The sequence below is a fragment of the Paenibacillus sp. CAA11 genome, assembly GCF_003060825.1.
GTDB lineage: Bacteria > Bacillota > Bacilli > Paenibacillales > Paenibacillaceae > Fontibacillus.
In genome coordinates this window covers 1,811,061-1,834,510 of the sequence record NZ_CP028922.1, presented here as the reverse complement: position 1 = coordinate 1,834,510, position 23,450 = coordinate 1,811,061, and the positions used below count along the sequence as shown (strand labels likewise).

General features: G+C 48.5%; 24 protein-coding genes, 1 tRNA gene and 1 pseudogene. 3 read left to right on the top strand and 23 right to left on the bottom strand.

Going from position 1 to position 23,450, the window contains the following annotated elements; genetic code table 11:
• Positions 1 to 115 precede the first annotated feature (115 nt).
• From sucD to DCC85_RS08660, 3 genes are all read right to left on the bottom strand, one after another.
• On the bottom strand, positions 116 to 1,045 hold the full coding sequence (sucD, locus tag DCC85_RS08670) for a succinate--CoA ligase subunit alpha (RefSeq protein ID WP_108465220.1): 930 nt from the start codon (positions 1,043 to 1,045) through the stop codon (positions 116 to 118).
• A 24-nt stretch (positions 1,046 to 1,069) separates the two neighbouring features.
• Positions 1,070 to 2,230, bottom strand: coding sequence for an ADP-forming succinate--CoA ligase subunit beta (gene sucC, locus DCC85_RS08665; protein WP_108465219.1), 1,161 nt, complete (start codon positions 2,228 to 2,230; stop codon positions 1,070 to 1,072).
• Between the two features lie 213 nt (positions 2,231 to 2,443).
• The gene (locus tag DCC85_RS08660) at positions 2,444 to 2,905 is read right to left on the bottom strand and encodes a MarR family winged helix-turn-helix transcriptional regulator (protein ID WP_108465218.1); all 462 of its coding nucleotides are present in this window, start codon (positions 2,903 to 2,905) and stop codon (positions 2,444 to 2,446) included.
• Between the two features lie 135 nt (positions 2,906 to 3,040).
• On the opposite strand from DCC85_RS08660, the gene DCC85_RS08655 reads away from it, so the two are divergent.
• The gene (locus tag DCC85_RS08655) at positions 3,041 to 3,469 is read left to right on the top strand and encodes an organic hydroperoxide resistance protein (RefSeq protein ID WP_108465217.1); all 429 of its coding nucleotides are present in this window, start codon (positions 3,041 to 3,043) and stop codon (positions 3,467 to 3,469) included.
• A gap of 108 nt (positions 3,470 to 3,577) precedes the next feature.
• On the opposite strand, the gene DCC85_RS08650 is transcribed toward DCC85_RS08655, so the two are convergent.
• The 8 genes and pseudogenes from DCC85_RS08650 to rplS form a co-directional block, all read right to left on the bottom strand.
• Entirely contained in the window at positions 3,578 to 5,161 is a 1,584-nt protein-coding gene (locus tag DCC85_RS08650; RefSeq protein WP_108465216.1) for a YifB family Mg chelatase-like AAA ATPase, read from the bottom strand.
• A gap of 196 nt (positions 5,162 to 5,357) precedes the next feature.
• Positions 5,358 to 5,750: a YraN family protein gene (locus DCC85_RS08645; protein WP_108465215.1), complete on the bottom strand. Its 393-nt coding sequence runs from the start codon at positions 5,748 to 5,750 to the stop codon at positions 5,358 to 5,360.
• Positions 5,747 to 6,055: an EscU/YscU/HrcU family type III secretion system export apparatus switch protein gene (locus tag DCC85_RS08640; RefSeq protein ID WP_108465214.1), complete on the bottom strand. Its 309-nt coding sequence runs from the start codon at positions 6,053 to 6,055 to the stop codon at positions 5,747 to 5,749. The genes DCC85_RS08645 and DCC85_RS08640 overlap by 4 nt, the downstream gene beginning before the upstream one ends.
• Positions 6,052 to 8,004 (bottom strand): flagellar hook-length control protein FliK, encoded by a 1,953-nt coding sequence (locus tag DCC85_RS08635; RefSeq protein ID WP_108465213.1) that lies wholly within the window; start codon positions 8,002 to 8,004, stop codon positions 6,052 to 6,054. The genes DCC85_RS08640 and DCC85_RS08635 overlap by 4 nt, the downstream gene beginning before the upstream one ends.
• 72 nt (positions 8,005 to 8,076) lie before the next feature.
• A pseudogene (locus DCC85_RS08630) lies at positions 8,077 to 8,760 on the bottom strand (ribonuclease HII); the annotation flags it as partial.
• A 318-nt stretch (positions 8,761 to 9,078) separates the two neighbouring features.
• A complete protein-coding gene (gene ylqF, locus DCC85_RS08620; RefSeq protein ID WP_108465210.1) occupies positions 9,079 to 9,942 on the bottom strand; it encodes a ribosome biogenesis GTPase YlqF in 864 nt (287 codons plus the stop codon).
• Positions 9,943 to 9,995: 53 nt separating this feature from the next.
• Positions 9,996 to 10,598 (bottom strand): signal peptidase I, encoded by a 603-nt coding sequence (gene lepB, locus DCC85_RS08615; RefSeq protein ID WP_108465209.1) that lies wholly within the window; start codon positions 10,596 to 10,598, stop codon positions 9,996 to 9,998.
• Between the two features lie 107 nt (positions 10,599 to 10,705).
• Positions 10,706 to 11,050 (bottom strand): 50S ribosomal protein L19, encoded by a 345-nt coding sequence (gene rplS / locus DCC85_RS08610; protein WP_108465208.1) that lies wholly within the window; start codon positions 11,048 to 11,050, stop codon positions 10,706 to 10,708.
• Positions 11,051 to 11,679: 629 nt separating this feature from the next.
• On the opposite strand from rplS, the gene DCC85_RS08605 reads away from it, so the two are divergent.
• A complete protein-coding gene (locus DCC85_RS08605; RefSeq protein WP_108465207.1) occupies positions 11,680 to 11,895 on the top strand; it encodes a hypothetical protein in 216 nt (71 codons plus the stop codon).
• Between the two features lie 146 nt (positions 11,896 to 12,041).
• On the opposite strand, the gene DCC85_RS08600 is transcribed toward DCC85_RS08605, so the two are convergent.
• Positions 12,042 to 12,115 (bottom strand) — tRNA-Pro (locus DCC85_RS08600).
• A gap of 548 nt (positions 12,116 to 12,663) precedes the next feature.
• On the opposite strand from DCC85_RS08600, the gene DCC85_RS08595 reads away from it, so the two are divergent.
• Positions 12,664 to 13,185 carry a stalk domain-containing protein gene (locus DCC85_RS08595; RefSeq protein ID WP_108465206.1) on the top strand — a complete coding sequence of 174 codons (522 nt, stop codon included), beginning with the start codon at positions 12,664 to 12,666 and terminating at the stop codon, positions 13,183 to 13,185.
• 114 nt (positions 13,186 to 13,299) lie between these two features.
• Here DCC85_RS08595 and DCC85_RS22930 read toward each other — a convergent pair whose 3' ends face one another.
• The 11 genes from DCC85_RS22930 to smc all read right to left on the bottom strand — a co-directional run bounded on the left by DCC85_RS22930 (position 13,300) and on the right by smc (position 23,420).
• A complete protein-coding gene (locus DCC85_RS22930; protein WP_159081822.1) occupies positions 13,300 to 13,461 on the bottom strand; it encodes a hypothetical protein in 162 nt (53 codons plus the stop codon).
• 141 nt (positions 13,462 to 13,602) lie between these two features.
• Positions 13,603 to 13,974, bottom strand: a complete 372-nt coding sequence (locus DCC85_RS08590) for a YkvA family protein (protein ID WP_108465205.1) — start codon at positions 13,972 to 13,974, stop codon at positions 13,603 to 13,605.
• A gap of 147 nt (positions 13,975 to 14,121) precedes the next feature.
• Positions 14,122 to 14,901 carry a tRNA (guanosine(37)-N1)-methyltransferase TrmD gene (gene trmD / locus DCC85_RS08585; RefSeq protein ID WP_108467779.1) on the bottom strand — a complete coding sequence of 260 codons (780 nt, stop codon included), beginning with the start codon at positions 14,899 to 14,901 and terminating at the stop codon, positions 14,122 to 14,124.
• 2 nt (positions 14,902 to 14,903) lie between these two features.
• Positions 14,904 to 15,422, bottom strand: a complete 519-nt coding sequence (rimM, locus tag DCC85_RS08580; RefSeq protein ID WP_108465204.1) for a ribosome maturation factor RimM — start codon at positions 15,420 to 15,422, stop codon at positions 14,904 to 14,906.
• A gap of 94 nt (positions 15,423 to 15,516) precedes the next feature.
• Complete coding sequence (locus tag DCC85_RS08575; RefSeq protein WP_108465203.1) at positions 15,517 to 15,747, bottom strand: KH domain-containing protein; 231 nt, start codon at positions 15,745 to 15,747, stop codon at positions 15,517 to 15,519.
• 22 nt (positions 15,748 to 15,769) lie between these two features.
• The gene (rpsP, locus tag DCC85_RS08570; protein ID WP_108465202.1) at positions 15,770 to 16,042 is read right to left on the bottom strand and encodes a 30S ribosomal protein S16; all 273 of its coding nucleotides are present in this window, start codon (positions 16,040 to 16,042) and stop codon (positions 15,770 to 15,772) included.
• 56 nt (positions 16,043 to 16,098) lie between these two features.
• Positions 16,099 to 17,484: a signal recognition particle protein gene (gene ffh / locus DCC85_RS08565; RefSeq protein ID WP_108465201.1), complete on the bottom strand. Its 1,386-nt coding sequence runs from the start codon at positions 17,482 to 17,484 to the stop codon at positions 16,099 to 16,101.
• 54 nt (positions 17,485 to 17,538) lie between these two features.
• Entirely contained in the window at positions 17,539 to 17,892 is a 354-nt protein-coding gene (locus DCC85_RS08560) for a putative DNA-binding protein (RefSeq protein ID WP_108465200.1), read from the bottom strand.
• A gap of 137 nt (positions 17,893 to 18,029) precedes the next feature.
• Entirely contained in the window at positions 18,030 to 18,677 is a 648-nt protein-coding gene (trhA, locus tag DCC85_RS08555) for a PAQR family membrane homeostasis protein TrhA (RefSeq protein WP_108465199.1), read from the bottom strand.
• 35 nt (positions 18,678 to 18,712) lie between these two features.
• On the bottom strand, positions 18,713 to 19,714 hold the full coding sequence (ftsY, locus tag DCC85_RS08550; protein ID WP_108465198.1) for a signal recognition particle-docking protein FtsY: 1,002 nt from the start codon (positions 19,712 to 19,714) through the stop codon (positions 18,713 to 18,715).
• Positions 19,715 to 19,850: 136 nt separating this feature from the next.
• Entirely contained in the window at positions 19,851 to 23,420 is a 3,570-nt protein-coding gene (gene smc, locus DCC85_RS08545; protein ID WP_108465197.1) for a chromosome segregation protein SMC, read from the bottom strand.
• Positions 23,421 to 23,450 lie beyond the last annotated feature (30 nt).

The window sequence follows — 23,450 nt, the reverse complement described above, 5'->3', positions numbered from 1 at the left end:
CCGGCCTTCCAGTTCTAAAATAATTGAAACGCAAAAAAGCAACCTTTCTTCTCGCTTGGAGTCAGAAGGTTGCTTACCTTATAAGTATATTATACAACAATATTCCTAAATGTTCCTAATGTGTCGTGCAGGCTTGAAGAATGCCCTGTGACTCAAGCACTTCAACCAATGTTGAACCCATCTCTGCCGGTGTTGGGGCTACCCTAATACCGCAAGCTTCCAGCTTGGCAATCTTCTCCTTGGCCGTGCCCTTACCGCCGGAAATAATAGCTCCCGCATGCCCCATTCTTTTCCCCGGAGGAGCAGTAACGCCACCAATAAAGCCAACGACAGGTTTAGTCATATGATCTCTTACCCATTCAGCAGCTTCTTCTTCTGCTGTTCCGCCAATTTCCCCAATCATAATCACAGCATGCGTATCCGGATCTTCGTTAAAGCGTGACAATATATCAATGAATTCAGATCCCTTCACTGGATCACCGCCGATTCCCACGGCAGTAGATTGACCTAGCCCCCTGGTGGTCAGCTGATGAACAGCTTCATAAGTAAGCGTTCCGCTTCGAGAGACTACGCCAATATGGCCGGGAGTATGAATATAGCCGGGCATGATTCCGATTTTGCATTCGCCAGGTGTAATCACACCAGGACAGTTCGGACCGATAAGCACCGTACGTTTTCCTTTCATATACCGTTTGACTTTGACCATATCGAGCACAGGAATCCCTTCCGTTATACAGATGACAAGGTCGAGATCCGCTTCAACGGCCTCCAGAATAGAATCGGCTGCGAAGGCTGGAGGGACATAAATAACACTGGCCGTTGCTCCCGTTGCCTGCTTAGCTTCGATTACCGAATTAAAAATAGGAAGCGTCTTAAAGCTGCCGCCTTCAAGCTCAATGTCAATCGTTGTTCCGCCCTTGCCGGGAGTTACGCCGCCAACCATCTGCGTTCCGTATTCAAGAGCCCCCTTGGTATGGAATAACCCTGTCGCACCAGTGATCCCTTGAGTAATGACCTTCGTATTCTTATCAATCAATATACTCATATCCGTAGCCTCCTGAATGGTAGATTAAGAGACAAGCTCTACGATTTTATTCGCACCGTCAGCCATGGAATCCGCTGATACGATGTCAAGACCCGAGCCTGCCAGGATGCTCTTTCCAAGCTCCACGTTGGTACCTTCCAGACGCACGACGAGCGGACGGTTCAGACCTACCTGCTTAGCGGCCTCAACAATACCGGATGCAATCACATCACAGCGCATAATACCGCCAAAAATATTCACAAAGATCCCTTTGACATTACCGTCCGACAAGATGATTTTAAATGCCTCTGTCACCTTCTCGGCCGTAGCTCCGCCTCCGACATCCAGGAAATTCGCCGGTTCTCCACCGTAATATTTAATGATGTCCATCGTTGCCATTGCAAGCCCTGCTCCATTAACCATACATCCAATATTGCCCTCGAGTGCAATGTAGCTTAGATCATACTTGGAGGCTTCGATCTCCTTGGCATCCTCTTCTTCAAAATCCCTTAGCTCAAGAATATCCTTATGTCTAAACAAGGCATTCGAATCGAAGTTCAATTTCGCATCCAAGGCCATTACTTGTCCGTCACCCGTAACCACCAGCGGATTAATTTCTGCGATAGAGCAGTCTTTATCGATAAAAGCCTCGTAAAGCGCAGCCATGAACTTCACCGTCTTGCCCACCAGCTCCTTCGGGATATTAATAGCATATGCCAATCTGCGGGCTTGAAAAGTCTGCAGTCCAAGAACCGGATCAATCACTTCTTTGAAAATTTTCTCTGGAGTTGCAGCAGCCACCTCTTCAATCTCAGTTCCGCCCTCTTCAGAGGCCATCATGACAACTCTTCCCGTTGCCCGATCGACAACTACTCCTATATAATACTCTTTCTTAATATCACAACCCTGTTCAATCAATAGCCGCTTGACTTCTTTGCCCTCTGGACCTGTCTGATGAGTTACCAGCACCTTGCCCAAAATTTCCTGAGCATAGGTCCGGACCTCTTCCAGGCTTTTAGCGACCTTGACCCCACCGGCTTTTCCTCTGCCACCGGCATGAATCTGCGCCTTAACAACAACAACTGAACTGCCTAGAGCTGCTGCCGCTTCCACGGCTTCCTCCACAGAAAATGCCACCCGTCCTTCCGGCACGGCAACACCATACTGCTTCAGCACTGCTTTTCCTTGATATTCATGGATATTCATTTGGCTTTGAATCCTCCTATCAACAGCGGTATAAGAGCAGAAACAAGATAAACCCAGCTTATTGTATCATGTTTTTAAAACGCTTTCCTCAAAAAGTTCATAATTTATACACATCATTTTGATATGATATTGTTCCTATTTTGAGATCGATTGCAAAAAGAAGACAAAAAAATAGCGTATCCACAAAATCTCGGACACGCAAAGTATAAAGGGCTAGGACTTGGCCAAGTTGCGGCTGTGAACATGGTTCAGCAAATCCTTGAATTGCCGCATGATCAGATCAAATTCCTCTGGTGATCCGCATACACCGCCAAATACGGCCTCCGGCACACTCAGCGCCTGCTCCCGCAGCTCCTTACCCTTCTCGGTTAGGGTGATCAGAACCTTTCGTTCATCATGCGGTGAACGCTCGCGGTTCAGGATGCCTGCCGATTGAAGCCGCTTAAGGAGCGGGGTCAGCGTTCCTGAATCAAGATACAGAGCTTCCCCAAGCTCCTTCACAGTACACTCTCCTCGTTCCCACAAAACAAGGAGCACCAAATACTGAGAATAAGTTACCCCTAGCTTTTCCAGATGAGGCTGATACAGCTTCGTTATTTCACGTGAGCATGCGTATATAGTAAAGCAAAGCTGGTTCTCCAGCTTCAGCAAGCCTTCCTTTTCATTCGTCTTCATTAGTCTCACCCGCCTTTGCTCATTTATTTTATCACATAAAATACACAAATAATATCTCAAAACAGTTTACAAATCGTAATAATTGTTATAAATTAAATTGTATGAAATATAATTTTGAAAGACAGGTGTATGAATATGATGACTATTCAACAAAAAATGTATAAAACAACAGTAAAAGCAGTGGGTGGAAGAAACGGATACGTTGAATCCTCAAGCCCTTCGCTCCACCTTAACATTAGCACCCCCCGTGAAATGGGAGGTGCTGGCGGCGAGGGCACCAATCCTGAGCAGCTGTTCGCAGCCGGTTACTCCGCCTGCTTCGATAGCGCGCTGAACATGGTGGCCCGCATGCAGCAAATTAAGCATGAAGGCACAGAAGTAACAGCAACTGTGAGCTTCGGTAAAGTTGAAGACGGCGGCTTCGGCATTGGTGTGAAAATGGATGTTCTGGTTAAAGGTGTAGACCATGACACCGCTTTTAAACTTGTCGAAGGGGCTCATCAGGCCTGCCCTTATTCCCAGGCCACTCGCGGCAATATTCAAGTAGAACTCAACGTACTCTAATCTACTATAAAAAAAGAGCAGCTATCGCTTGGCAACTTAATCCCGAATAAAGGGAGAGCCCAGCTTTAGACTGCTCTTTCTTCGATGTTATTTAAATCAGCTCCGCCCTCATCCATTCACCAGATCCTGAGCCCTGCGATCCAGCTGCCTATACTGAATAGCCTCTGCCACATGAGAGGCCGTGACTTCCTCTTGACCTTCCAGATCTGCTATGGTCCGGGCAATCTTTATAGTTCGGTCATATGCACGCATGCTTAAGCCCAGCATTTCGAACGAGGAGGTCATCAGCAGCTCTGCTTCCCGGGTGAGCTGAACCACCCGCCGGAGCAGTTGACCTGTCAATTCACTGTTCCAGCTCAAACCCCATGCAGACAGCCGCTGCTTCTGAACTTCCTGTGCAGCCAGTACTTGCTGACGCATTATTTCGGTAGTTATGGGCTGTTCATGGCTGGTCCAGCTTTTGGGCCGAGGCACTTCAATCTGCAGATCGATCCGATCCAAAAGCGGTCCTGAAATACGGTCCCGATACTGGGCAATTCGCGCAGGGCTGCAGGTACAGCGAGGCATTGGAGGCTCTGAACCCAGAAAGCCGCAGTGACAAGGATTCATCGAAGCAGCTAGTATAAAATGCGCCGGGAACGTGAATGCAGCCCGGGCCCTGCTGATGGTCACCCTCCGATCCTCCAGAGGCTGCCGCAGTACTTCTAGAACATTTCTTGTAAACTCTGGTAGCTCATCAAGGAACAGAACACCTTTATGAGCAAGGCTAACCTCTCCGGGCTTAGGAACAGCCCCTCCTCCTATCAAGCCCCCGGCCGATATGGTATGATGTGGCGCTCGAAAGGGCCTTTGTGTCATTAAGCCGCCGGAGAACTCTTTATATTTCCCGGCCGCACTGAAGATCTTCGTAACTTCAAGCGCTTCCTCTTCAGATAGCGGAGGCAGTATCCCGGGCAGCCGCTTCATCAGCATCGTCTTCCCCGTCCCTGGAGGGCCAATCAGCATTAAGTTATGCATCCCTGCTGCGGCAATAGTCAGGGCTCGCTTGACGGCCTGCTGTCCTAGGACATCTGCATAATCCTCAATCGGCTCATTACGGCTTGGCGCTCTTAAATCTTCATGCCTTTTCTTCACCCGGAGCTTTGATAGTGGCGAACCCAAATGCCCCGCTGCTCCTTCCTTCATTCCCGAAGGAGCGGCCCCCAGCTCATTTAGATGGCGGAGACCATACACCTCAACCCCTTCAATCAACAGTGCTTCCTCTGCATTATCGGCTGGTAGCAGGACCGCTTCAAAGCCTTGCCGCTTAGCTAAATCCACCATCGGCAGCACGCCTGGCACAGGCCGCAGCGTGCCATCAAGCGACAGCTCGCCAATCATAAGCAGCCGCTTCGTATTAGGCAGCTGTAACTGTCCGGTTGCCATCAACAGCCCTGCCGCTATAGCCAGATCGAAGGCCGAGCCTTCCTTCCGTAAATCTGCTGGAGCCAAATTAATTGTAATCCGCTGAAGCGGATATTCATAACCGCAATTTTTCACTGCTGATCTGACACGTTCTACCGCTTCACGAACCGCTGAATCCGGCAATCCGATAATGGTAGTCATAGGCAAACCATTGCTCAAATCGGCCTCTACTTCAACAACCACACCGTCAATCCCGTACAAGCAAGCGCTGAACATTTTGCTGTACATCGCAAAAAACACCCTTCCTATCGCAATATTGGCTGACTGCCCGCGAAGAAAAGGTGCTTCCTTATTCTCTCTTTATGAAACTCTTGCTGCTCGTATTGTAAAAGTATTTCTCTTCCAAGTCAAGAACTCTGACATCGGTCAGAACTCTAAGATCCCGTGCTTTCTCACCTGACCTGCCAGCGCCCTTCCTACCTGTCTAAAACGCATTTTGGATGTGCTCTACGGAGCAGCAGACGTTAGACTTATCCAAAAGCACGGCAACTACGTCAAACCTCACCTTCAAGTGGTACCCCTGCATCTGATGTAAATAAACAGCTGCTGTCTCCCGCACCTGGCGAATTTTCCGAGCTGTAATGGATTCTGCAGGCGTCCCGAAGGCGGATGAAGCCGCACTTCGGCTGCGGACCTCTACAATAATCAAGGTTTCAGAATGCTCTGCAATAATGTCCAGCTCACCGCTACGACAGCGCCAATTACGCGCTATAATACGATAGCCTAAGGACTGCAGATAAGCTGCAGCCGCTTGTTCAGCCGCCATGCCTTTGGCTTTGCGCGTATCCTTTCGCTTCTCTTCCTGGCGGTAGCTCATGGCAGCAGCCCCTTCCCTGCGGCCTGGTCCGAGCGATAGATAAAGCTTAGAATCTCCGCAACCAGTGTATACAGCTCAGGAGGAATCTGCTGATCCAGGTCGAGCTTGGATAAAACTTCAACCAATGCGGGATCCTCTTGAACCGGTATCCCATGCTCCTCAGCCTTGGCCAGGATTTGTTCAGCCAGATGCCCCCGTCCTTTCGCAGCAATGACAGGAGCCTCATGCTGGGAGGGCTCATATTTGAGAGCTACCGCCCTTTTTCTGGACAAACCTGATTCAGGCTCTCTAGATGATTCGCTCATACTCGGTAGTCCACCCCCTGATAGGAAGGCGGAACAAAGGATAACGAGGATTCAGAACCTGCAGATGCTTGGCTTTCAACAGGGATGCTTTCCGTCTTCAAAGCCACGAGCCGGTAGCCTGCGTTCTGAATAGCTTCAGCAATCTCCTCCTGTCGGCTCTCCAGGAATTGGCCTACCGCCTCACGCTCACTGTGCAGATTCAGCAGCACTTTGCGATCTGCAACTTGGACATCGACCATAACTTGGCCTAATGAGGACATTTTCAGGTCAAACCACAATCGACAGTTATTTGGGTCAAGCTCTCCCTTACGGCCCCGGCGCGACTGAATCTGAACCGTCGCTGTCTCTTCACCGCCAGGACCCTTAAATGGAATAAACATTGTGACTTGAGCAAATGGCATGGTGCGGTCCGTATTCAAGAGCAGCTGCTGTCCCGTTAGCTGTTGTACCATCTGACGTGCCGCATCCTGCAGTGGGGCAGGTGTATCCGGTGAATCCATCACCTGGAGCAGGATGCTCTTCAGCGTATCCCGAACTGCAGAGCTGATCGAATCCGGCTTAGCTGCCGCGGCATCCGGATCAAATGCCGCAAGAACAGCGGCGCGCCCTGCATCCGCTGTGCCAGGCACCGCAGCCGGGCTGCGATGCGGCTGCCCGCTGGCCGCCGCCGCTGCAGTCGGCGCCGCTTGAGGCGGCGCTTCAGCTGCGCCGCCGCTTTGCCCGCCCACCACATTCCGGGCAGGCGCATCACCCGTGCCGGCGGCCTGCTGAGGCGCAGGCGCCGTGCTCTGTTCCGCAGCCGAAGGTGCAGGCTGCGCCGCATTCCGCGCGCCAAGCACCAGCGCGCGGGCGGTCTGCTGCTCGTGCTCCACACCGAGCAGCTTCAGCACGCGGCCTACCCACGAATCCGTGGCGGGGGTAGGCTGCGCTTGCCCTTGAGGCGAAGGGGCTGCGCCCGCTTCGCCTGCAGCGCCTGCCGCCGCGCCGGATACGGGCGCGGCGGAGGTGGCTCCGGCAGCGGCGGGTTGAGCCGCCGTTGGAGTCGGCCCTCGCTGCCCTACGGCGCCGCTCAGCGGTGCACTTGACCCCTGGCCTGCTGCCGCCGGCTGGGACGATGCAGCCGCCCCTTGCTCTCCTCCAGCCCGTGCAAGCTCCTGACGGAGCTGCCCCAGCACATTTTGCAGCTTGTTCAGCAAGGCCTCACTTGCCTGCTGAGCTGGTGCGCCGCCTCCGCTTCCAGAAATCACAGCTGCACTCCCAGCCTTGGAATCCGCAGCTGGAGGTTGCACAGCCACTGGGGTGGCTTGAGCTGCTGGAGCTGTTGGCTTCGCCTCGCCTGATGACTCAAGCGTACTTGTTAGAAGCTGACTCACCTGTTCTTCCAAATTAGCCATCAGCTGATGAACAGGCGGCCCATATATGGCCTGACGAAGGCCTGCAAGACTTTCTCCTGTTACAGGAAGTCCGCGCTGCTGGGCGATCGCAGCTGCATTGATCCACTGGGCGAGAGGCACCTCTGGAGCCTTCCCGGAGAGCGTCTGGAGCAATTGCTGTGCCTGCTCACGCGTCATGGGCATCCCCTGACTTTGCATCAATTTAGCAAGCTCCCGATTTTGCGCGTTTGCCTCAAGGCCCATATTCTTTAATAGCTCTGCAATTCCAGCCTCGCTTACTACAGCTGAAGGTGCAGCGAGCAGAGGCTTAAGTACAGTTAACCCGTCCTTATTGGGAGGCTGAACCTGCATCATCATTGCTTGTCCTTTCTCTAACGGCGTTTCTAATGCAGCTTTTAGCTGAACCCCCTGCACTTCGACTACCGCTTCAAGCCCGTTGTCCGACACGCTAAGCACCACTCCGCGGACAACCTGTCCTGTTCGCAGCTCCAGTGTCTTGGCATCCGATGCCTGGCCGCCCGCCATCAAGCTTCTCACCACAGGTCCTATATTCATAAGGGCAACCCCCTTTTCTATTTATAAAAAAAGCACCATTCAAGGTGCCCATAGTTCATTATGACCTCACTACTAGAAGAGCTCCTGCTGTTCAACAAAAAGGTTGCGCATAAAGCTCTTCCGGTGCATCGGAGTAGCTCCTAGTGCCAGAATCTGCTCCCTATGCAGCTTGGTAGCATATCCTTTATGTATCGCAATTCCATACTCCGGATACTTGGCATCCCATTCCCCTTGACAAAGCCTGTCCCGGGTCACCTTTGCAATGATCGAAGCTGCGGCAATAGACTGGCTCGTAGCATCACCTTTAATGACGGACAGCTGAGGGTACTGAACATCGACTTTCTCCGCATCCACAAGCAGAAAATCCGGGGCAACCTGAAGTCCCTCGACTGCCTGCTTCATGGCAAGGCGTGTAGCCTGCTTGATATTTATCTGGTCGATCGTCGCCGCATCCACATAGCCGATCCCTACAGCCAACGCATGCTCCATAATTAATTCGAACAAAGCCTCTCTTTTCTTAGGTGTAACCTTCTTGGAATCATTGACTCCTTCTAGAACCAGCTCTTTCGGCAAAACCACTGCAGCAGCTACCACGTCCCCGAACAGGCAGCCTCGGCCAACCTCATCAATCCCCGCGATATGCTCGTAGTTCTTACCCCAGTATTCACGTTCTATCGTTAGCAAGTCACTCATGCTGCTCCTCCTATTGCTTTGCCAAGACAGTTCTTTTTCACAGTGCCATAAGGTAGCGTCCGTATTTGCTTGTTTTTGGTCTCCTTAGAGACACACAGATTGGGATCAAAGCTATAATTCAAAAAGGTAATTCCGCGGGTTCTCAAGCTTCCTTCGGTCCTTTCTTCATACTTTTGATCTATGAATCTATTCCTAGATTACCATATGAGCAGAAAAAGACCCAAGCCCCGTTAGGAAAAAGTATTCAGCTTGCTGCACAATCTCATATTATTTATATCGGCTGCTTCGCCTGTTTCCTTCAGTATCCTGCGCAGATTCCCATAATTTAAAATAAATATAGCCGCCAATAAATATTGGCGGCCGTACCTTCCCGCTATCCGATTAATATGGTGCCTCCATAGAGAAGCGACCCATTTTACCTGCTCGCAATTCACGGAGAAGAATGCCCGATGCTTTTTCCAAGTCCACTCGGCCTCCGCTGACGATACAACCTCTTTTACGTCCTATTGCCTCCATAACAGCTACGATTTCATCCGGATTCTCATAATCTGTTGGTGCCTCCTGAAGCTCAAAGCGCTCCTGGAAGTTTGGCCAATAATAACGCGCTAAATACTTCACTGCAAAAAAGGCAATATCCTCAACATTCAATATTTCCTCTTTAATTGCACCAGTTACAGCCAGACGATAGCCAACATTCTGATCCTCGAATTTCGGCCACAGAATCCCTGGTGTATCTAGCAGCTCCATATCGGTGCCAACCTTAATCCACTGTTGTCCCTTCGTCACGCCAGGACGGTCCCCGGTTGCTGCAATACTTCTGCCAGCCAGCCGGTTAATTAATGTAGACTTGCCCACATTCGGAATGCCAACGATTAAAGCTCGAACCGGTCGGGGCTTGATTCCTTTTGCAATTTGCCGATCAATCTTCTCTTTCAGCAGCTCTTTGGCCTTCAGAGGAATCTCCTTAATGCCCTGCCCGCTGGATGCATCTGCAGCAACAGCTGTGTGGCCCTCCGATTTGAAATGTTCAATCCATTCCCGTGTAACCGAGGGATCAGCTAGATCCGCCTTATTCATTACAATCATTCGCGGTTTGCCTTGCAAAATCTCATCAATCATCGGATTTCTGCTGGACAGCGGAAGACGTGCATCGACTAATTCAATCACCACGTCAATCAGACTTAACTTTTCTTGAATCTGCCGACGAGCCCGGGTCATATGTCCGGGAAACCACTGAATCGTCATTGTCTACTCACCTCAAGTTCCCGCTATGCTGACAATATATGTCAAGTGTTAGCTTAATGTTTAATGAAATGAATATCCTTCATTGGCCAGAAAACCAGATCCGCTCGGCCTACAATGTCACTATAGGGAACATAACCGATCATGCGGCTGTCTGTACTGTCTGAACGATTATCACCCAGTACAAATACATGGCCTTCAGGCACAGTATCTTCCTTGACCTGGTCATTAGGGAAATTCATATCATTGTACAGCTCATTATTCTTATGTTTGGCTTCTACCGCTTCTTTAATGTACGGTTCATCAATAACCTGCCCGTTAACAATAACATTGTCTCCATCAACCTTGACAGTATCCCCGGGAACTCCGATCACCCGCTTGATAAAGTCCCTTCCTTCCGATGGCACATGGAACACAATAACCTCACCGGCCTTAGGCTTTCTAATGTCATACAGGATCTTATTCACAATAATCCGTTCTCCGGTGTGAAAATTAGGCTGCATAGACGGTCCGTCAACAATGAAGGGCGCGAAGAATAACCAACGAATCAAGAGAACCAGCACGACTGCAATGACAATAGCCTTGACCCATTCCAACGCTTCGTTTTTGTTCTTTTTAGATGCCTTGCCGGGTTGTTCCGCTTCATATTGCTGTTCCATGAATGGCTGCCCTCGCTTTTTGTTGGATTATATACACACATTTTATTTTTGGATAAACGAAAGGGGCTTGATTACCCAAGCCCCTCTCATGGTCGATAATCTTCAGATTAGCGACGTACTTCTTTAATTCTCGCTGCTTTACCGCGAAGTTCACGAAGATAATAGAGCTTCGCACGACGCACTTTACCACGGCGAGCCACTTCGATTTTATCGATTTTCGGGGAATGAAGCGGGAAAGTTCTTTCCACACCTACACCGTTAGAAATCTTACGAACTGTGTAAGTTTCGCTAATTCCACCGCCACGACGCTTGATTACAACACCTTCAAACAACTGGATACGCTCACGAGTTCCCTCGATAACCTTTACGTACACTTTCAAAGTGTCACCAGGACGAAAGCTCGGGATATCCTTGCGAAGTTGTTCTTGAGTAATCGCTTGGACGATATTCATCTATGACTCCCTCCTTCCACTCAGGCGTTCTTGCATCTTCCGGAGAACTCCCATGTCTCCCTCATTATCCGCAGAGGACCACCGAATTCACAACAAATTGAATTTTAACACACTTAGATGCTGGGATCAAGATAATTCTATTCCACACTCAATAATCTATTACCATAACACAACTATGAAGTAACTTTTGTTAATATCAAGCGTCTATATAGCAGGAAGCATGATTAAATCAAAGGAGGAATCCATCATACGGAAGGTAGTATGTAAAATCGTATTGATGCCCTCATAACATTCTCAGCAGCTCATTACATCTAGCCATCTGGTCCTTTTGCTTCATATCTTTTATGATTCTGCCCAAAATAAAATTCTAGATACATCAATTTGGTATTTATATAGATTGAACTAAAGTTTTACATTGAGCTTAGATCCTATAATATTCATTTCTTTAGTTCATTCTATTTATTCGACCAGGATTAGGAATCAAGAACTGGCTGCAACGAATACTGCCTCCAACAATTTGTAACATACTGGCCCTTAATTTTGTTTTCCCTTTCATCAATAAATGATACAATGTGATTATTATAGTTGAATTGCACTTATTAATCTTTACCAAATAGAAGGAGCTAGACATGCAAAACACGATTATCGCGAATATTGAGTTCTTTGCAGCTGCATTGTCCCAGAAAGTCATTACTGCATGGCAGGAAGACCCCGCTGGAGTGTACTGTGAAGTTGGACGAGGCATTGTTGAGAAATATACCGAAACTTATGTGCGCATCCGCAATGTAGATACAGGCAAGAAATCACATTATGCTCGGGAAACTACGATGTTTCAGACCCTGTAAACCTCCAGTTTACCAGATGTTCAGATCGCCAGCTTACGGGAGCGAAGGCTCGTGTTAGCTGGCGGTTTCTCTATGTGGTACCAGCGCAAAGCCCCCTGCCCAGCTTGTGTTCATTCAAGCTAGACAGGGGGCTTTGCTGTTTAAAATCGGAGTAGCGGGATTTGAACCCACGGCCTCACCCACCCCAAGGGTGCGCGCTACCAGACTGCGCCATACCCCGATAGTAAAACTACGCTTTTCCACCGTAAATTTACGTGAAATTTATGTACGTCATTCCCGATATATGGTAATTATACGTCATAGGCACGCACCCTTGCAATATATTACCGACTGTCCTACAATAAAAAAATTTCTAACCACAACTACACTTAGCTTAATAACTGTATCAACCTCAATGGTTATTTTATTACTTCATTATTCATAACGCAGACCACAAAGATAATCTTATTCAACACTAAATTAATTCAACAAATAACTCTCCCCTTTTTTATTTGTTTTTCACAGTTTTTTGGGACCTTAAGGATATTTAGTCAATAACACTTAACATCTAAATGTTGTAAAACGTATATCTATTTAACAATTTCAATGGATATAACCGTTCCAAGGTACCAAATTGTTCCTTCAGCTGCCTGGAATGTTCCTAATTATATTAGATCAATAGTATTAAATATTTAATTTTATAATTAAATCTCAATCACTATTCATTTGCCTAGTCGGTGGGTAATAAAATAAAGATATACAGCCATTTTATAGGGGGATGAATACATAATGAAAAAAATAATTATTTCACTGGCTACATGTGCTTTACTGGGAACAGCATCTGTTGCTGCAGCAGCTCCAAGTACGATCCAAGCAACGATCTCTAAGTTTAAAATCATCGTGAATGGTCAAATTAAAAGTAATTCATCAAATGTAATTCTTTATAAAGGTACAACCTATGTGCCTATTCGCGAAGCGGCTAATCTTTTCGATTACAAAACCGCATACTATGGTGCAGCCCAGGCTATTGAATTTAGATCAAACCACAAACAAGACAAATGGGTAACATTATCTGAACTCCAATCCTTAAATTCTGTTTCCATAGTGCAAAAAGCTGATGGGTCTAAGGGAGCTTATGACATTAAAAGTAATGGCTCTATACTATTCTCCGTCTATAGCGATCAATTAAATGATGGAGATAGCACGATTGTTTATATTTCCAACAATAAACCGATTCACGTCAAAAAAACTTTAGGTGCCGTTGTTTTGAATGGCCAAGATCTGCTTAATGCTGGTTTTAAAATTTATTAAGCGCAAGGAGCTCCTGTATAGGAGCTCTTTTTCTATTTTTCCATAAATAAACACCCGGCTTATATTCAAATAAGCGGGTGTCTTCTTCAGAGCTAATATTCACAGTTCTTCCAACTATGAACTCATTTTATGAGATGCAGATTGTTTACGCTTGGCATAATAGTTGAGAATATCATTAACGGTACGCAGCCGCCGTGTTGGATTCTGCTGTTGATCAGGATTTGCTAGCCTTTCAGAACAAGATAAGACCTGCTTGTCATATAATTGCGATTCCATATCATTTCAGTCCTCCCACTTGCTTGGTGCCATACAGTTTTAACATTGCCTATATGATTTACCCTAATAGCAGCCAATTGAAAACATCTTTCTCTTCTGCATACAAAAAGCTCCTTTCGGAGCAATTTACGAGCCCCTCAGCTACATTTTTGATTTAGATGCCGTTTCACCACTTAGGAAAGCACTCGCTTTATCGCGATGCTCATCGGTAATATGACTGCCTACCACCTTCATCACCGTAACAATCGCAGCCGCATCGTCTGTAAACCCAAGTCCTGCAATAACATCAGGGATTGCATCCAGCGGACTGATGAAATAAGCCAGAGCCGCAAGTGCAATACCTTTAACATACAGCGGGGTTTTCGGATCAGTTGCGCAGTAATATAGTGCTACAATATCTTTGGTGAACGGAATTTTCCCGGCTGCTCGCTTCAACTTTTTGAAAAAACTCCGACGTACCTGCTCTTCCTGTTTCGGATCATATTTCGCTTTCTTCAGATCAAATGTCTTCATATTCCTCTCTCGCCTCCAACTTGGCCTCAACATGATACAATACCACGAGGAAGGTAATTTTAATCATATGAAAAAAAATCCCGGCCTATTCCACTTGGAATCAGGTAGGGATTTCATACGTATATCTTCCATATTTATTTAGAAAGGTTATTTGCCCGCTGTCTCTTCAGCCCGAATTTCATCTAGCCACTTCTTGTCCTTAGCAGAAAGCTCTATATGCTGTAAAAGATCAGGACGACGCTGCCAAGTTCTTCTCAGCGCTTCCTTCCTCCGCCAATCGGCAACGTTGGCATGGTGACCACTTAGCAGAATATCAGGCACCTTCCAACCTCTAAATTCTACAGGGCGAGTATAGTGCGGATACTCCAGCAATCCAGTACTGAAGGAGTCCGTTACAGCGCTTGTCTCATTGCCAAGAACACCCGGAAGAAGCCTAACCACACTATCGATTACGACCATAGCAGGAAGCTCGCCCCCAGTTAAGACATAATCTCCAACAGACAGCTCGTCCGTAACCAAATGCTCACGTATCCGCTCGTCATATCCTTCATAGTGGCCGCAAATAAAGATGAGATGCTCCTCTGCGGACAATTCTTCCGCCTTAGACTGAGTAAAGGTCTCGCCCTGCGGACACATCAGAATGATCCGTGGAGGCCGGCCGACCGCACTCGGATCTGGAACTCCAGCTTGTGAAGAAAGCCCCAGTACATCCTCAACCGCTCGGAAGATCGGTTCAGGCTTCAATACCATTCCTCCACCACCACCATAGGGTGTATCATCCACAGTGCCGTGTTTGCTCTCCGAATAATCGCGAAAGTTGATCGCGTTTAACGAAACAATGCCTTTATCCTGTGCTTTTCCTAGAATGCTTGAGCCGAATACACCCGAGAACATTTCAGGGAAAAGAGTCAGTACATCTACACGCATCATTACAGCAGTCCTTCCAAGAGATGAACCTTGACCAGCTTGTCCTTTACGTTAACATCAAGCACTACATCGTCAATGACAGGCAGCAGCAAATCCTTGCCGGTAGCAAGCTTCACGACCCAAACATCATTAGCGCCAGGACGCAGAATTTCCTTTATCGTGCCCAATGTCTCTCCTTCATCAGTAACCACCTGGCACCCGATAATTTCATGAAAATAATACTCGTTCTCCGGAAGCTCTACAGACTGGTCTTTGGGTACCTTAATATCCCACCCCTTGTAGCGCTCGATATCATTAATATTGCCATATTCCTTAAATTTGACGATATAGGTCTGTTTATATGGACGAGATGCCTCCACGGTTACCTTGATCTGCTTTCCTGATTCAGGATCAATGATCATCAGCTCACTCTTCGGTGAGAAACGGACCTCCGGAAAGTCTGTGCTAAGCAGTACCTTTACCTCGCCACGAATACCGTGTGTATTAACAAGCTTTCCCACAGTCAGTAATGATTCCGACATGTCTTCCTCCCAGTTCATAAATCCATAATGAGATAATCTTCAGCATGTACGAAAAAGGGCTAGGACATGCATCCTAACCCGCTTTCGTATATCTTTAAGATATGATGTCCACGGTTACCCGCTTATCCATCTTAACAGCTGCCGATGTAACTACCGTGCGAAGCGCCTTGGCAATCCGGCCCTGCTTGCCGATCACCTTCCCCACATCCTCGGGATGTACGGTAAGCTCATAAACGACAAGATGTTCCTTCTCCACGACGTTCACACGGACATCGTCCGGATGATCAACTAAAGCCTTCGCAATAACGCCGACTAATTGTTCCATAGAGGACCCTCCGAATCAGCCATTATTTCTGCTGCTTAAGCTCGTGGAACTTCTTCAACACGCCAGCTTTGCTGAGCAGGTTGCGAACAGTGTCAGAAGCTTGAGCACCGTCTTGAAGCCATTTAAGAGCTTTCTCTTCATCAATCTTAACTACTGCCGGCTCAGCGACCGGATTGTAGTAACCGATTTCCTCGATAAAACGACCGTCACGTGGGGAACGAGAATTCGAAACAACCACACGGTAGAAAGGAGCTTTGTGAGCACCCATACGTTTCAGACGAATACGAACTGCCATGAAAAATTCACCTCCTTACAAGAATCAAACTTTTTATATCATACCGCTACCGGCTTTTAGCGGAAAGGAAATTTCAAGCCTTTGCCGCCCTTGCCTTGAAGACCGCGGAGCATCTTTGCCGCTTTACCGCCTTTGGATCCGCCCATCATATCAGAGAACTGCTTCATCATACGGCGCATTTCATCAAACTGCTTAATGAGCCGGTTGACATCCGCAAGGTTTGTACCGCTGCCAGCGGCAATCCGTTTGCGGCGGCTGTGGTTAATCATATCAGGATTTTGCTTCTCATCCTTCGTCATTGAATGAACGATAGCTTCCACACGACCCATTTGCTTCTCATCAACCTTGAGATCCTTCATTTGCTTCACTTTGCCCATGCCAGGAATCATATCCATGATCTGGTCCAGTGGCCCCAGCTTCTTGACTTGATCCATTTGCTCCAGGAAATCGTCGAATGTGAATTCGGCGTTACGCATTTTGCGCTCCATTTCCTTTGCTTTCTCGGCATCAATGTTAGACTGTGCTTTCTCAATCAGAGAGAGCATGTCCCCCATCCCTAGAATCCGGGAAGCCATCCGTTCCGGGTGGAACGGCTCAAGTGCATCAATCTTCTCACCAAGGGCTGCAAACTTGATCGGGCAGCCGGTTACCGCTTTAACCGAAAGGGCCGCACCACCACGCGTATCACCATCAAGCTTTGTCAGCACAACCCCCGTCAAGGACAGCTGGTTGTTAAAGCTCTCCGCAACATTAACTGCATCTTGACCTGTCATAGCATCAACTACAAGCAGTACTTCGTCCGGCTTGACCGTCTCATGAATCTGACGCAGCTCTTCCATCAGCGCCTCATCGACATGCAGACGGCCCGCAGTATCAATAATGAGGTAGTCGTTGCCATTCTCCTTGGCCTGCTCCAGGGCCTGGCGAGCAATCTCTACCGGGCTGATCCCTTCGCCAAGCGCGAATACGGGAACTTTGATCTGCTCACCCAGCACCTGCAGCTGCTTGATCGCCGCAGGACGATAAATATCGCCTGCTACCAGCATCGGCCGATGATTGTTCTTAAGAAGCAACTTGGCCAGTTTGGCTGAGGTTGTAGTTTTACCAGCACCCTGCAAACCTGCCATCATAATTACGGTTGGCGGACGAGTGCTCTTGGCCAACTTCTCCTGGCTGCCGCCCATAAGCTGAGTCAGTTCTTTGTTTACTATGTCAATGATGACCATGCCTGGCGTAAAGCTTTCCATCACTTCACTGCCGACAGCCTTCTCTTTGACTTTTGCAATGAACTCTTTGACTACTTTAAAGTTAACGTCCGCTTCAAGCAAAGCCAGACGCACCTCGCGCATCGCCTCATTGACATCATCCTCAGATACCTTGCCCTTGCCGCGCAGCTTGCTGAATACGCTCTGCAGCCTAGATGTTAATCCTTCAAATGCCATGCTCCGGTCACCTCCTATCTAAATTACTCTATTCTACCTTACGTTAATTATCATTTATAATTCTTCAAGCTCACTCACGAGCTCTTTAACTTCCTTCTTAGGCTTCGGGTCTATTATGTTAGCTTCAATCAAGTAGCCCAGCTTACCGATCAGTTCATTGCGGCGCTGCTGCTTCTCCAACAAACCCAGCTTTTCTTCGTACAGTTCAAGCATCTGCTCTGCACGCTTAATATGTTCATATACCGCCTGGCGGCTAATTTCAAATTCCGAAGCAATCTCGCCTAGCGAGAAATCATCATGAAAATAATATTTAAGGAACGTCTGCTGCTTCTCTGTCAGCAGCAATTCATAGAAGTCAAACAACAGGTTGATCCGGTTTGTCTTCTCAAGCCGATTCTCTTGACTCAAATTCGGGCACTCCCTCCGTCAAGGAAAAACACTTTACAGCGATATCAACGTTCCTTATCATACATAACTCAAAAGAAGATGTCAAGCATAATTACTTAACATCTTCTTCAACCAGCAGTTCATATGGATAAATCGGGTTAGCGGATTGGAAGCAGATACAGCAAAATGGCGAAGAAATGCAGCACACTTCCGGCAAGCACGAACAAATGCCAGATGGCATGATGGTAAGGGAAGCCCCGCCATACATAGAACACGGTCCCTAGCGTATACAGAACCCCCCCGGCAACGAGCAGGTTGATCCCTCCTGCAGGAACAGTCGCTAAGAGCTGAGGCCAAATCATCATGATCAGCCAGCCCATGCCAATGTAGAAAATCGTGGACATGAACAGGAATTTCTTCACGAAGAATGCTTTAAATACAACCCCAAACACCGCAATTCCCCATACAATGCCGAACAAAGTCCAGCCAAGTGTCCCGCGAGTGGCTACGAGCAAGAACGGTGTGTAACTTCCGGCAATATACAGATAGATCGAAGAGTGATCAAAAAACTCAAACAGATCCTTTACCTTTCCCTCACGGAGACTGTGAACCATGGTTGAACAGGAATACAACATCAGCATAGTAATCCCATAGACAATGTAGCTTCCAAGATGCCAGCCGGTTCCCTTCGTACTCGCAAAAACAATTAGCAGCACGAGAGCAGCCACGCTAAGCAAAGCTCCAATCCCGTGGGTGATGGCGTTAGCCACCTCCTCCTTACGGGAGTATGTGTACGTATTCGCCATAAGTATCGCTCCTTTCCAAGCCTCTTTTTTACCCTTTATTGAACTGTGTTTTCCTTGCTGTCTTCTTCTGCAATCAACCCTGCGAACAATCCATGTACAAACTGTTCGGAGTCAAATTTCTGTAAATCCTCCATCTTCTCACCTAGTCCGACCAGCTTCACAGGCAGACTAAGCTCTTGCCTGATGGCTACGACAATCCCGCCCTTCGCGGTACCGTCAAGCTTGGTCAGCACAAGTCCGGTAACACCGCTCTTCTCCCCAAACAACTTCGCCTGACTGAGTGCATTTTGTCCTGTAGTTGCGTCCAGCACCATCAGCACCTCATGAGGAGCGCCTGGAATTTCCCGCTGGATGACGCGATAAATCTTGTTGAGCTCCTCCATCAGGTTGCTCTTGTTCTGCAGTCTTCCTGCGGTATCACAGAGCAAAATATCGGCGCCGCGCTGTTTTGCGGCCTGAACAGCATCGAACATCACTGCGGCCGGGTCTGAGCCCGCCTGCTGCTTAATTACCTCAACCCCTACGCGCTGCCCCCACACTTCCAGCTGCTCAATCGCACCTGCGCGGAACGTGTCACCAGCTGCCATAAGCACTTTCTTGCCCTGCTGCTTGAAATGATGGGCAAGCTTGCCAATCGTTGTCGTCTTGCCTACTCCATTAACCCCAACAAACAGAATAACTGTGATTCCATCAGGATTCATACGCAGAGAGTTATCTTGATCTCCCTTGAGCAGCCCGACAAGCTTCTCTGACAAAATAGGCTGTAGCTCAGCAGCGTCCTCAATCTTCCGCTTCTTCACTTCCACGCGAAGATCGTCAATTAATTTAATAACCGTGTTTACCCCAACGTCAGCACCAATGAGGATTTCTTCAAGCTCTTCGAAGAACTCCTCATCAATCTTTTTGCGCCGTGTGATCAAGTCGGCAACCTTCTCAACAAATCCCTTTCGGCTCTTCTCTAGTCCGTCCTTAAACTGCTTGGTTACCGACTCCGTCTTGGCCGCGATGCTCTCCTTCAGTTTCTTGAAGAAACTCATGTGTATCCCCCTAATAAATCCGGGAGGCGCTGTTAGGTGAGCGCCTACCTGATTCTAATGTATGCTCTTATGCTGAATTTGTAATTCCTAAGGTTGAAAATCTCTATTCTTACTTATTATGACATGCTCGTACACCTTAAGCAATTTCCGCCTCTTCGTCCTCCAGCTTCACGGAGACGAGCTTGGAAACGCCGCCTTCTTCCATAGTTACTCCATAGAGGACGTCGGCTTCTTCCATCGTTCCTTTGCGATGGGTCACGACGATAAATTGCGTCTGTTCGGAAAACTCGCGTAAATATTGTGCGAAGCGGACCACGTTCGCTTCATCCAGCGCGGCCTCCACCTCGTCGAGCACGCAGAACGGAACCGGCTTCACCTGCAAAATGGCAAACAGCAGCGCCATGGCAGTAAGCGCACGCTCGCCTCCGGAGAGCAGCTGCAAATTCTGCAGCTTCTTCCCTGGCGGCTGTGCAACAATATCAATTCCGGTTTCCAATAAATTTTCCGGGTCTAGCAGCACCAAATCTGCTCTTCCTCCGCCAAACAGTTTGGAGAACACGATAACAAATTCACGGCGAATTGCATCAAAGGTAGACTTGAAGCGCTTCGACATTTCATCATCCATTTCCTTGATTACCTGATATAAGGTAGCTTTGGCTTCAACCAGGTCGTTCTTCTGTTCGCTCAGAAACTCATAGCGTTCAGACACCCGTTCATATTCTTCAATTGCACCCAGGTTCACTTCACCAAGCGCCGAAATGCGTTTTTTGAGCTCTTTGACCTCATCCTGAACCATGGTTGCATCCTCTGGAACCGAATAGCGAAGCTTTGCCATCTCATAGCTGAGCTCATAATCCTCACTCAGCTTTTTCAGAATATTATCTAGCTCTACATCCAGTCTGTTAGCCTGGATCTCGGTCTGGCGCAGCTGTTCTTCCACAGCGCGAAGTGCCGCACGCTGCTCCTTCGTCTCGTTCTCGCCTTCCTCCAGAATACGGGAGAGTGAAATACGAGCCGCACGCTTGAGCTCCAGCTGTTCACTGGCCTGGCTTTTCTTCAGCTTATAGGAATTCAAGTCCTCGGTCTGCCGGACGCTTTCTCGTTCGTTATTCTTCAGATCCGCTTCAATGGAAGCCAGAATCCTGCGGCTTTGCTCCAGCTCCTTGCCGCGGCTTGTACATTCTTCCTGCAGCCGATCAAGCTGTTCCTGCAAAGACAGCGTCTCTTGATCCAGCTTACCTTCGCGGATCTTCAGATCGGTCAGCTGGGACTGCAGCTCCTCCTTCGCCGACTCACTGGCCTTACGCGCAAACTCGGCGGCCTGAATCGCTTGGTGAATGGTCTGCTCCTCGTCCTGCAGCTTCACCAGCTTCTCTTCTGCAACTGCACGCAGCTGCTTTTGCTCTTCGATCTCTTGCAGATAGTGATCCTTTTCTTGACCATACAGCTCAAATTGCTCGGTGACATGGCGATATTCATGATCCAGCTGCTTCATATCGCCTGCGATTCCCTGCTCTTCACTGCGTTTACGGTCGCCAAGCTCGCGCAGCTGCTCAAGCTGCTCTTCAGCTTTGCGAATCTGGGCCTGAATGTCCGTCAGACTTTCTTTAAGCTTCGCAATCATTTCTTCACTTTGACGGATATCTGTATCCAGCTGTTCCAGCTGGCGTCCGCGGCCCAGCAGATTGCTGTTCTTACGATGCTGGCTGCCTCCCGTCATGGAGCCCCCGGCATTAACTACATCGCCTTCCAGCGTAACAACCCTGAATCGATACTGTCCTCTTGCTGCCATCTTATTGGCATGCTCAAGCGTATCCGCAAATACGACATTCCCGAGCAAGCTCCCCACAATGTCGCTGTACCTGGCATCATAGCCCACCAGCTCAGCTCCGATGCCAATGAAGCCCTCCGCCTCTTCCATATTCCGCTTGTCCATAGCGGAAATCTGGCGGGGACGAATAACATCGAGCGGAAGAAAGGTTGCGCGGCCGAGCTGACGCTGTTTTAGAAAGGAAATCGCCTGGCGGGACACCGCCTCGTTCTCCATAACAATATGCTGCATCGCAGCCCCGAGCGCGGTCTCCACAGCAATTTCCAGCTTCTGAGGTACTGAGATCAGCTCCGCTACTGCACCATGCACTCCTTGCAGAACTGATTTGCGGGAGGCCTTGAGCACTTCTTTAACCCCGTGCGCAAAACCATCATAATCATCCTGCATTTCCTTCATAGTATCCCTGCGTGAGACTAATGCCTCGCGTTTTTGTTCCCATTTGCGGATCCCTTCACGGCCCTCCTCGGCCAACTTTTGCAAAGAGTGGACCTTCTCGCTTTCAGAAATATAGCTACTGCGAAGATCCGAAATTTCCTTCGCCAAGCGTTTGAGTGATTTCTCCAGCTCTGCCCGGCTTGAAGAGAGTTTCGCCTGAGCTTCATTCCATTTGGTGCCGTCTTCCTCGGCTTTAGCCATCCGCTTCTCGATGGCCTCCTTCTGCTGATCCGCGCTGCGAATATCATTGCGCGCCTGTGCCATGTCATTCATGACCTCTAAGAGGCTGCCTTTAAGCCTCTCTTCCTGTGCACTGCTAATTCCACCCGTTACCCCTGCCAGCTTGGCTTCCTCTGCTGACAGCTCCTGACGCAGCTCAACCAGCAGCTTCCGTGCAGCTTCATACTTCTCCTTGGCTGCATCAAGTTCTTGGGAGCGGCGGTGATATACCTCCTCGTTCGCTTCTATCGATTGCTGAAGCTGAAGCCGATTCTGCTCAAGGTTCTTGAAGCGCTCCTTCAGAACTTCCTTCTGTCCCTCGCTCTTCTCAAAATTCTCACTGTATTCCAGAAGATTACGTTGAAGCCGTTCCAGCTCTTCTTCAACATCTTTGAGTGCCACTCTTTCTTTCTCCAGCTTGGCATCGTGGGCAGAAACAATAGTGGACAAGGCCAGCTGTTCTTCCTTCAGCTTGTCCAGCTTCTGATTCGCTTCACTCCACGATTCATGGATACGCTCAATCTGGAACACATATAGGGAGATCTCCTTGACCTTTAGCTGCTCGCGCAGCTCCTTATAATGCAGTGCCTTCTCAGACTGCTCCTTAAGAGGTCCGATTTGATCCTCTAGCTCACTGACCAGATCATGAATGCGAAGCAGATTTTGCTCCGTATCGTCCAGCTTTTTCCTAGCATCCCGCTTACGGGTTTTATATTTGACGATACCGGAAGCTTCTTCAAAAATTCCCCGCCGATCTTCCGACCGCGTGCTTAATATCTCTTCTATGCGGCCCTGACCAATGATCGAATAAGCCTCTTTTCCGATACCGGTGTCCATGAACAGCTCTGTAATGTCCTTGAGACGGCAGGATTGCTTATTAATATAATACTCACTGTCCCCGCTGCGATGAACCCGGCGAGTGACTGTCACCTCGCTAAAGTCCAGGGAGAGCGCGTGATCCGTATTATCGAGCGTTAATGATACTTCACCATAATTCACGGCCTTGCGCGCGTCACTCCCGGCAAAAATAATATCTTCCATCTTCCCGCCGCGCAAAGATTTCGCACTTTGCTCACCTAGCACCCAGCGAATCCCATCAGAGATATTACTTTTTCCACTGCCGTTAGGGCCAACTACTGCCGTAATTCCGCGGACAAACTCCATCTCGGTTTTGTCAGCGAATGATTTAAAGCCCGCCAATTCGATCCTCTTCAAAAACATACGATCCTAATCACCTCTAACGCCTATTGT

What these genes read in the sequence shown, in the direction of transcription:
- sucD (WP_108465220.1), bottom strand. Translation starts at nt 1,045, where the DNA reads ATGAGTATATTGATTGATAAGAATACGAAGGTCATTACTCAAGGGATC.
- sucC (WP_108465219.1), bottom strand. Translation starts at nt 2,230, where the DNA reads ATGAATATCCATGAATATCAAGGAAAAGCAGTGCTGAAGCAGTATGGT.
- DCC85_RS08660 (WP_108465218.1), bottom strand. Translation starts at nt 2,905, where the DNA reads ATGAAGACGAATGAAAAGGAAGGCTTGCTGAAGCTGGAGAACCAGCTT.
- DCC85_RS08655 (WP_108465217.1), top strand. Translation starts at nt 3,041, where the DNA reads ATGATGACTATTCAACAAAAAATGTATAAAACAACAGTAAAAGCAGTG.
- DCC85_RS08650 (WP_108465216.1), bottom strand. Translation starts at nt 5,161, where the DNA reads ATGTACAGCAAAATGTTCAGCGCTTGCTTGTACGGGATTGACGGTGTG.
- DCC85_RS08645 (WP_108465215.1), bottom strand. Translation starts at nt 5,750, where the DNA reads ATGAGCTACCGCCAGGAAGAGAAGCGAAAGGATACGCGCAAAGCCAAA.
- DCC85_RS08640 (WP_108465214.1), bottom strand. Translation starts at nt 6,055, where the DNA reads ATGAGCGAATCATCTAGAGAGCCTGAATCAGGTTTGTCCAGAAAAAGG.
- DCC85_RS08635 (WP_108465213.1), bottom strand. Translation starts at nt 8,004, where the DNA reads ATGAATATAGGACCTGTGGTGAGAAGCTTGATGGCGGGCGGCCAGGCA.
- ylqF (WP_108465210.1), bottom strand. Translation starts at nt 9,942, where the DNA reads ATGACGATTCAGTGGTTTCCCGGACATATGACCCGGGCTCGTCGGCAG.
- lepB (WP_108465209.1), bottom strand. Translation starts at nt 10,598, where the DNA reads ATGGAACAGCAATATGAAGCGGAACAACCCGGCAAGGCATCTAAAAAG.
- rplS (WP_108465208.1), bottom strand. Translation starts at nt 11,050, where the DNA reads ATGAATATCGTCCAAGCGATTACTCAAGAACAACTTCGCAAGGATATC.
- DCC85_RS08605 (WP_108465207.1), top strand. Translation starts at nt 11,680, where the DNA reads ATGCAAAACACGATTATCGCGAATATTGAGTTCTTTGCAGCTGCATTG.
- DCC85_RS08595 (WP_108465206.1), top strand. Translation starts at nt 12,664, where the DNA reads ATGAAAAAAATAATTATTTCACTGGCTACATGTGCTTTACTGGGAACA.
- DCC85_RS22930 (WP_159081822.1), bottom strand. Translation starts at nt 13,461, where the DNA reads ATGGAATCGCAATTATATGACAAGCAGGTCTTATCTTGTTCTGAAAGG.
- DCC85_RS08590 (WP_108465205.1), bottom strand. Translation starts at nt 13,974, where the DNA reads ATGAAGACATTTGATCTGAAGAAAGCGAAATATGATCCGAAACAGGAA.
- trmD (WP_108467779.1), bottom strand. Translation starts at nt 14,901, where the DNA reads ATGCGTGTAGATGTACTGACTCTTTTCCCTGAAATGTTCTCGGGTGTA.
- rimM (WP_108465204.1), bottom strand. Translation starts at nt 15,422, where the DNA reads ATGTCGGAATCATTACTGACTGTGGGAAAGCTTGTTAATACACACGGT.
- DCC85_RS08575 (WP_108465203.1), bottom strand. Translation starts at nt 15,747, where the DNA reads ATGGAACAATTAGTCGGCGTTATTGCGAAGGCTTTAGTTGATCATCCG.
- rpsP (WP_108465202.1), bottom strand. Translation starts at nt 16,042, where the DNA reads ATGGCAGTTCGTATTCGTCTGAAACGTATGGGTGCTCACAAAGCTCCT.
- ffh (WP_108465201.1), bottom strand. Translation starts at nt 17,484, where the DNA reads ATGGCATTTGAAGGATTAACATCTAGGCTGCAGAGCGTATTCAGCAAG.
- trhA (WP_108465199.1), bottom strand. Translation starts at nt 18,677, where the DNA reads ATGGCGAATACGTACACATACTCCCGTAAGGAGGAGGTGGCTAACGCC.
- ftsY (WP_108465198.1), bottom strand. Translation starts at nt 19,714, where the DNA reads ATGAGTTTCTTCAAGAAACTGAAGGAGAGCATCGCGGCCAAGACGGAG.
- smc (WP_108465197.1), bottom strand. Translation starts at nt 23,420, where the DNA reads ATGTTTTTGAAGAGGATCGAATTGGCGGGCTTTAAATCATTCGCTGAC.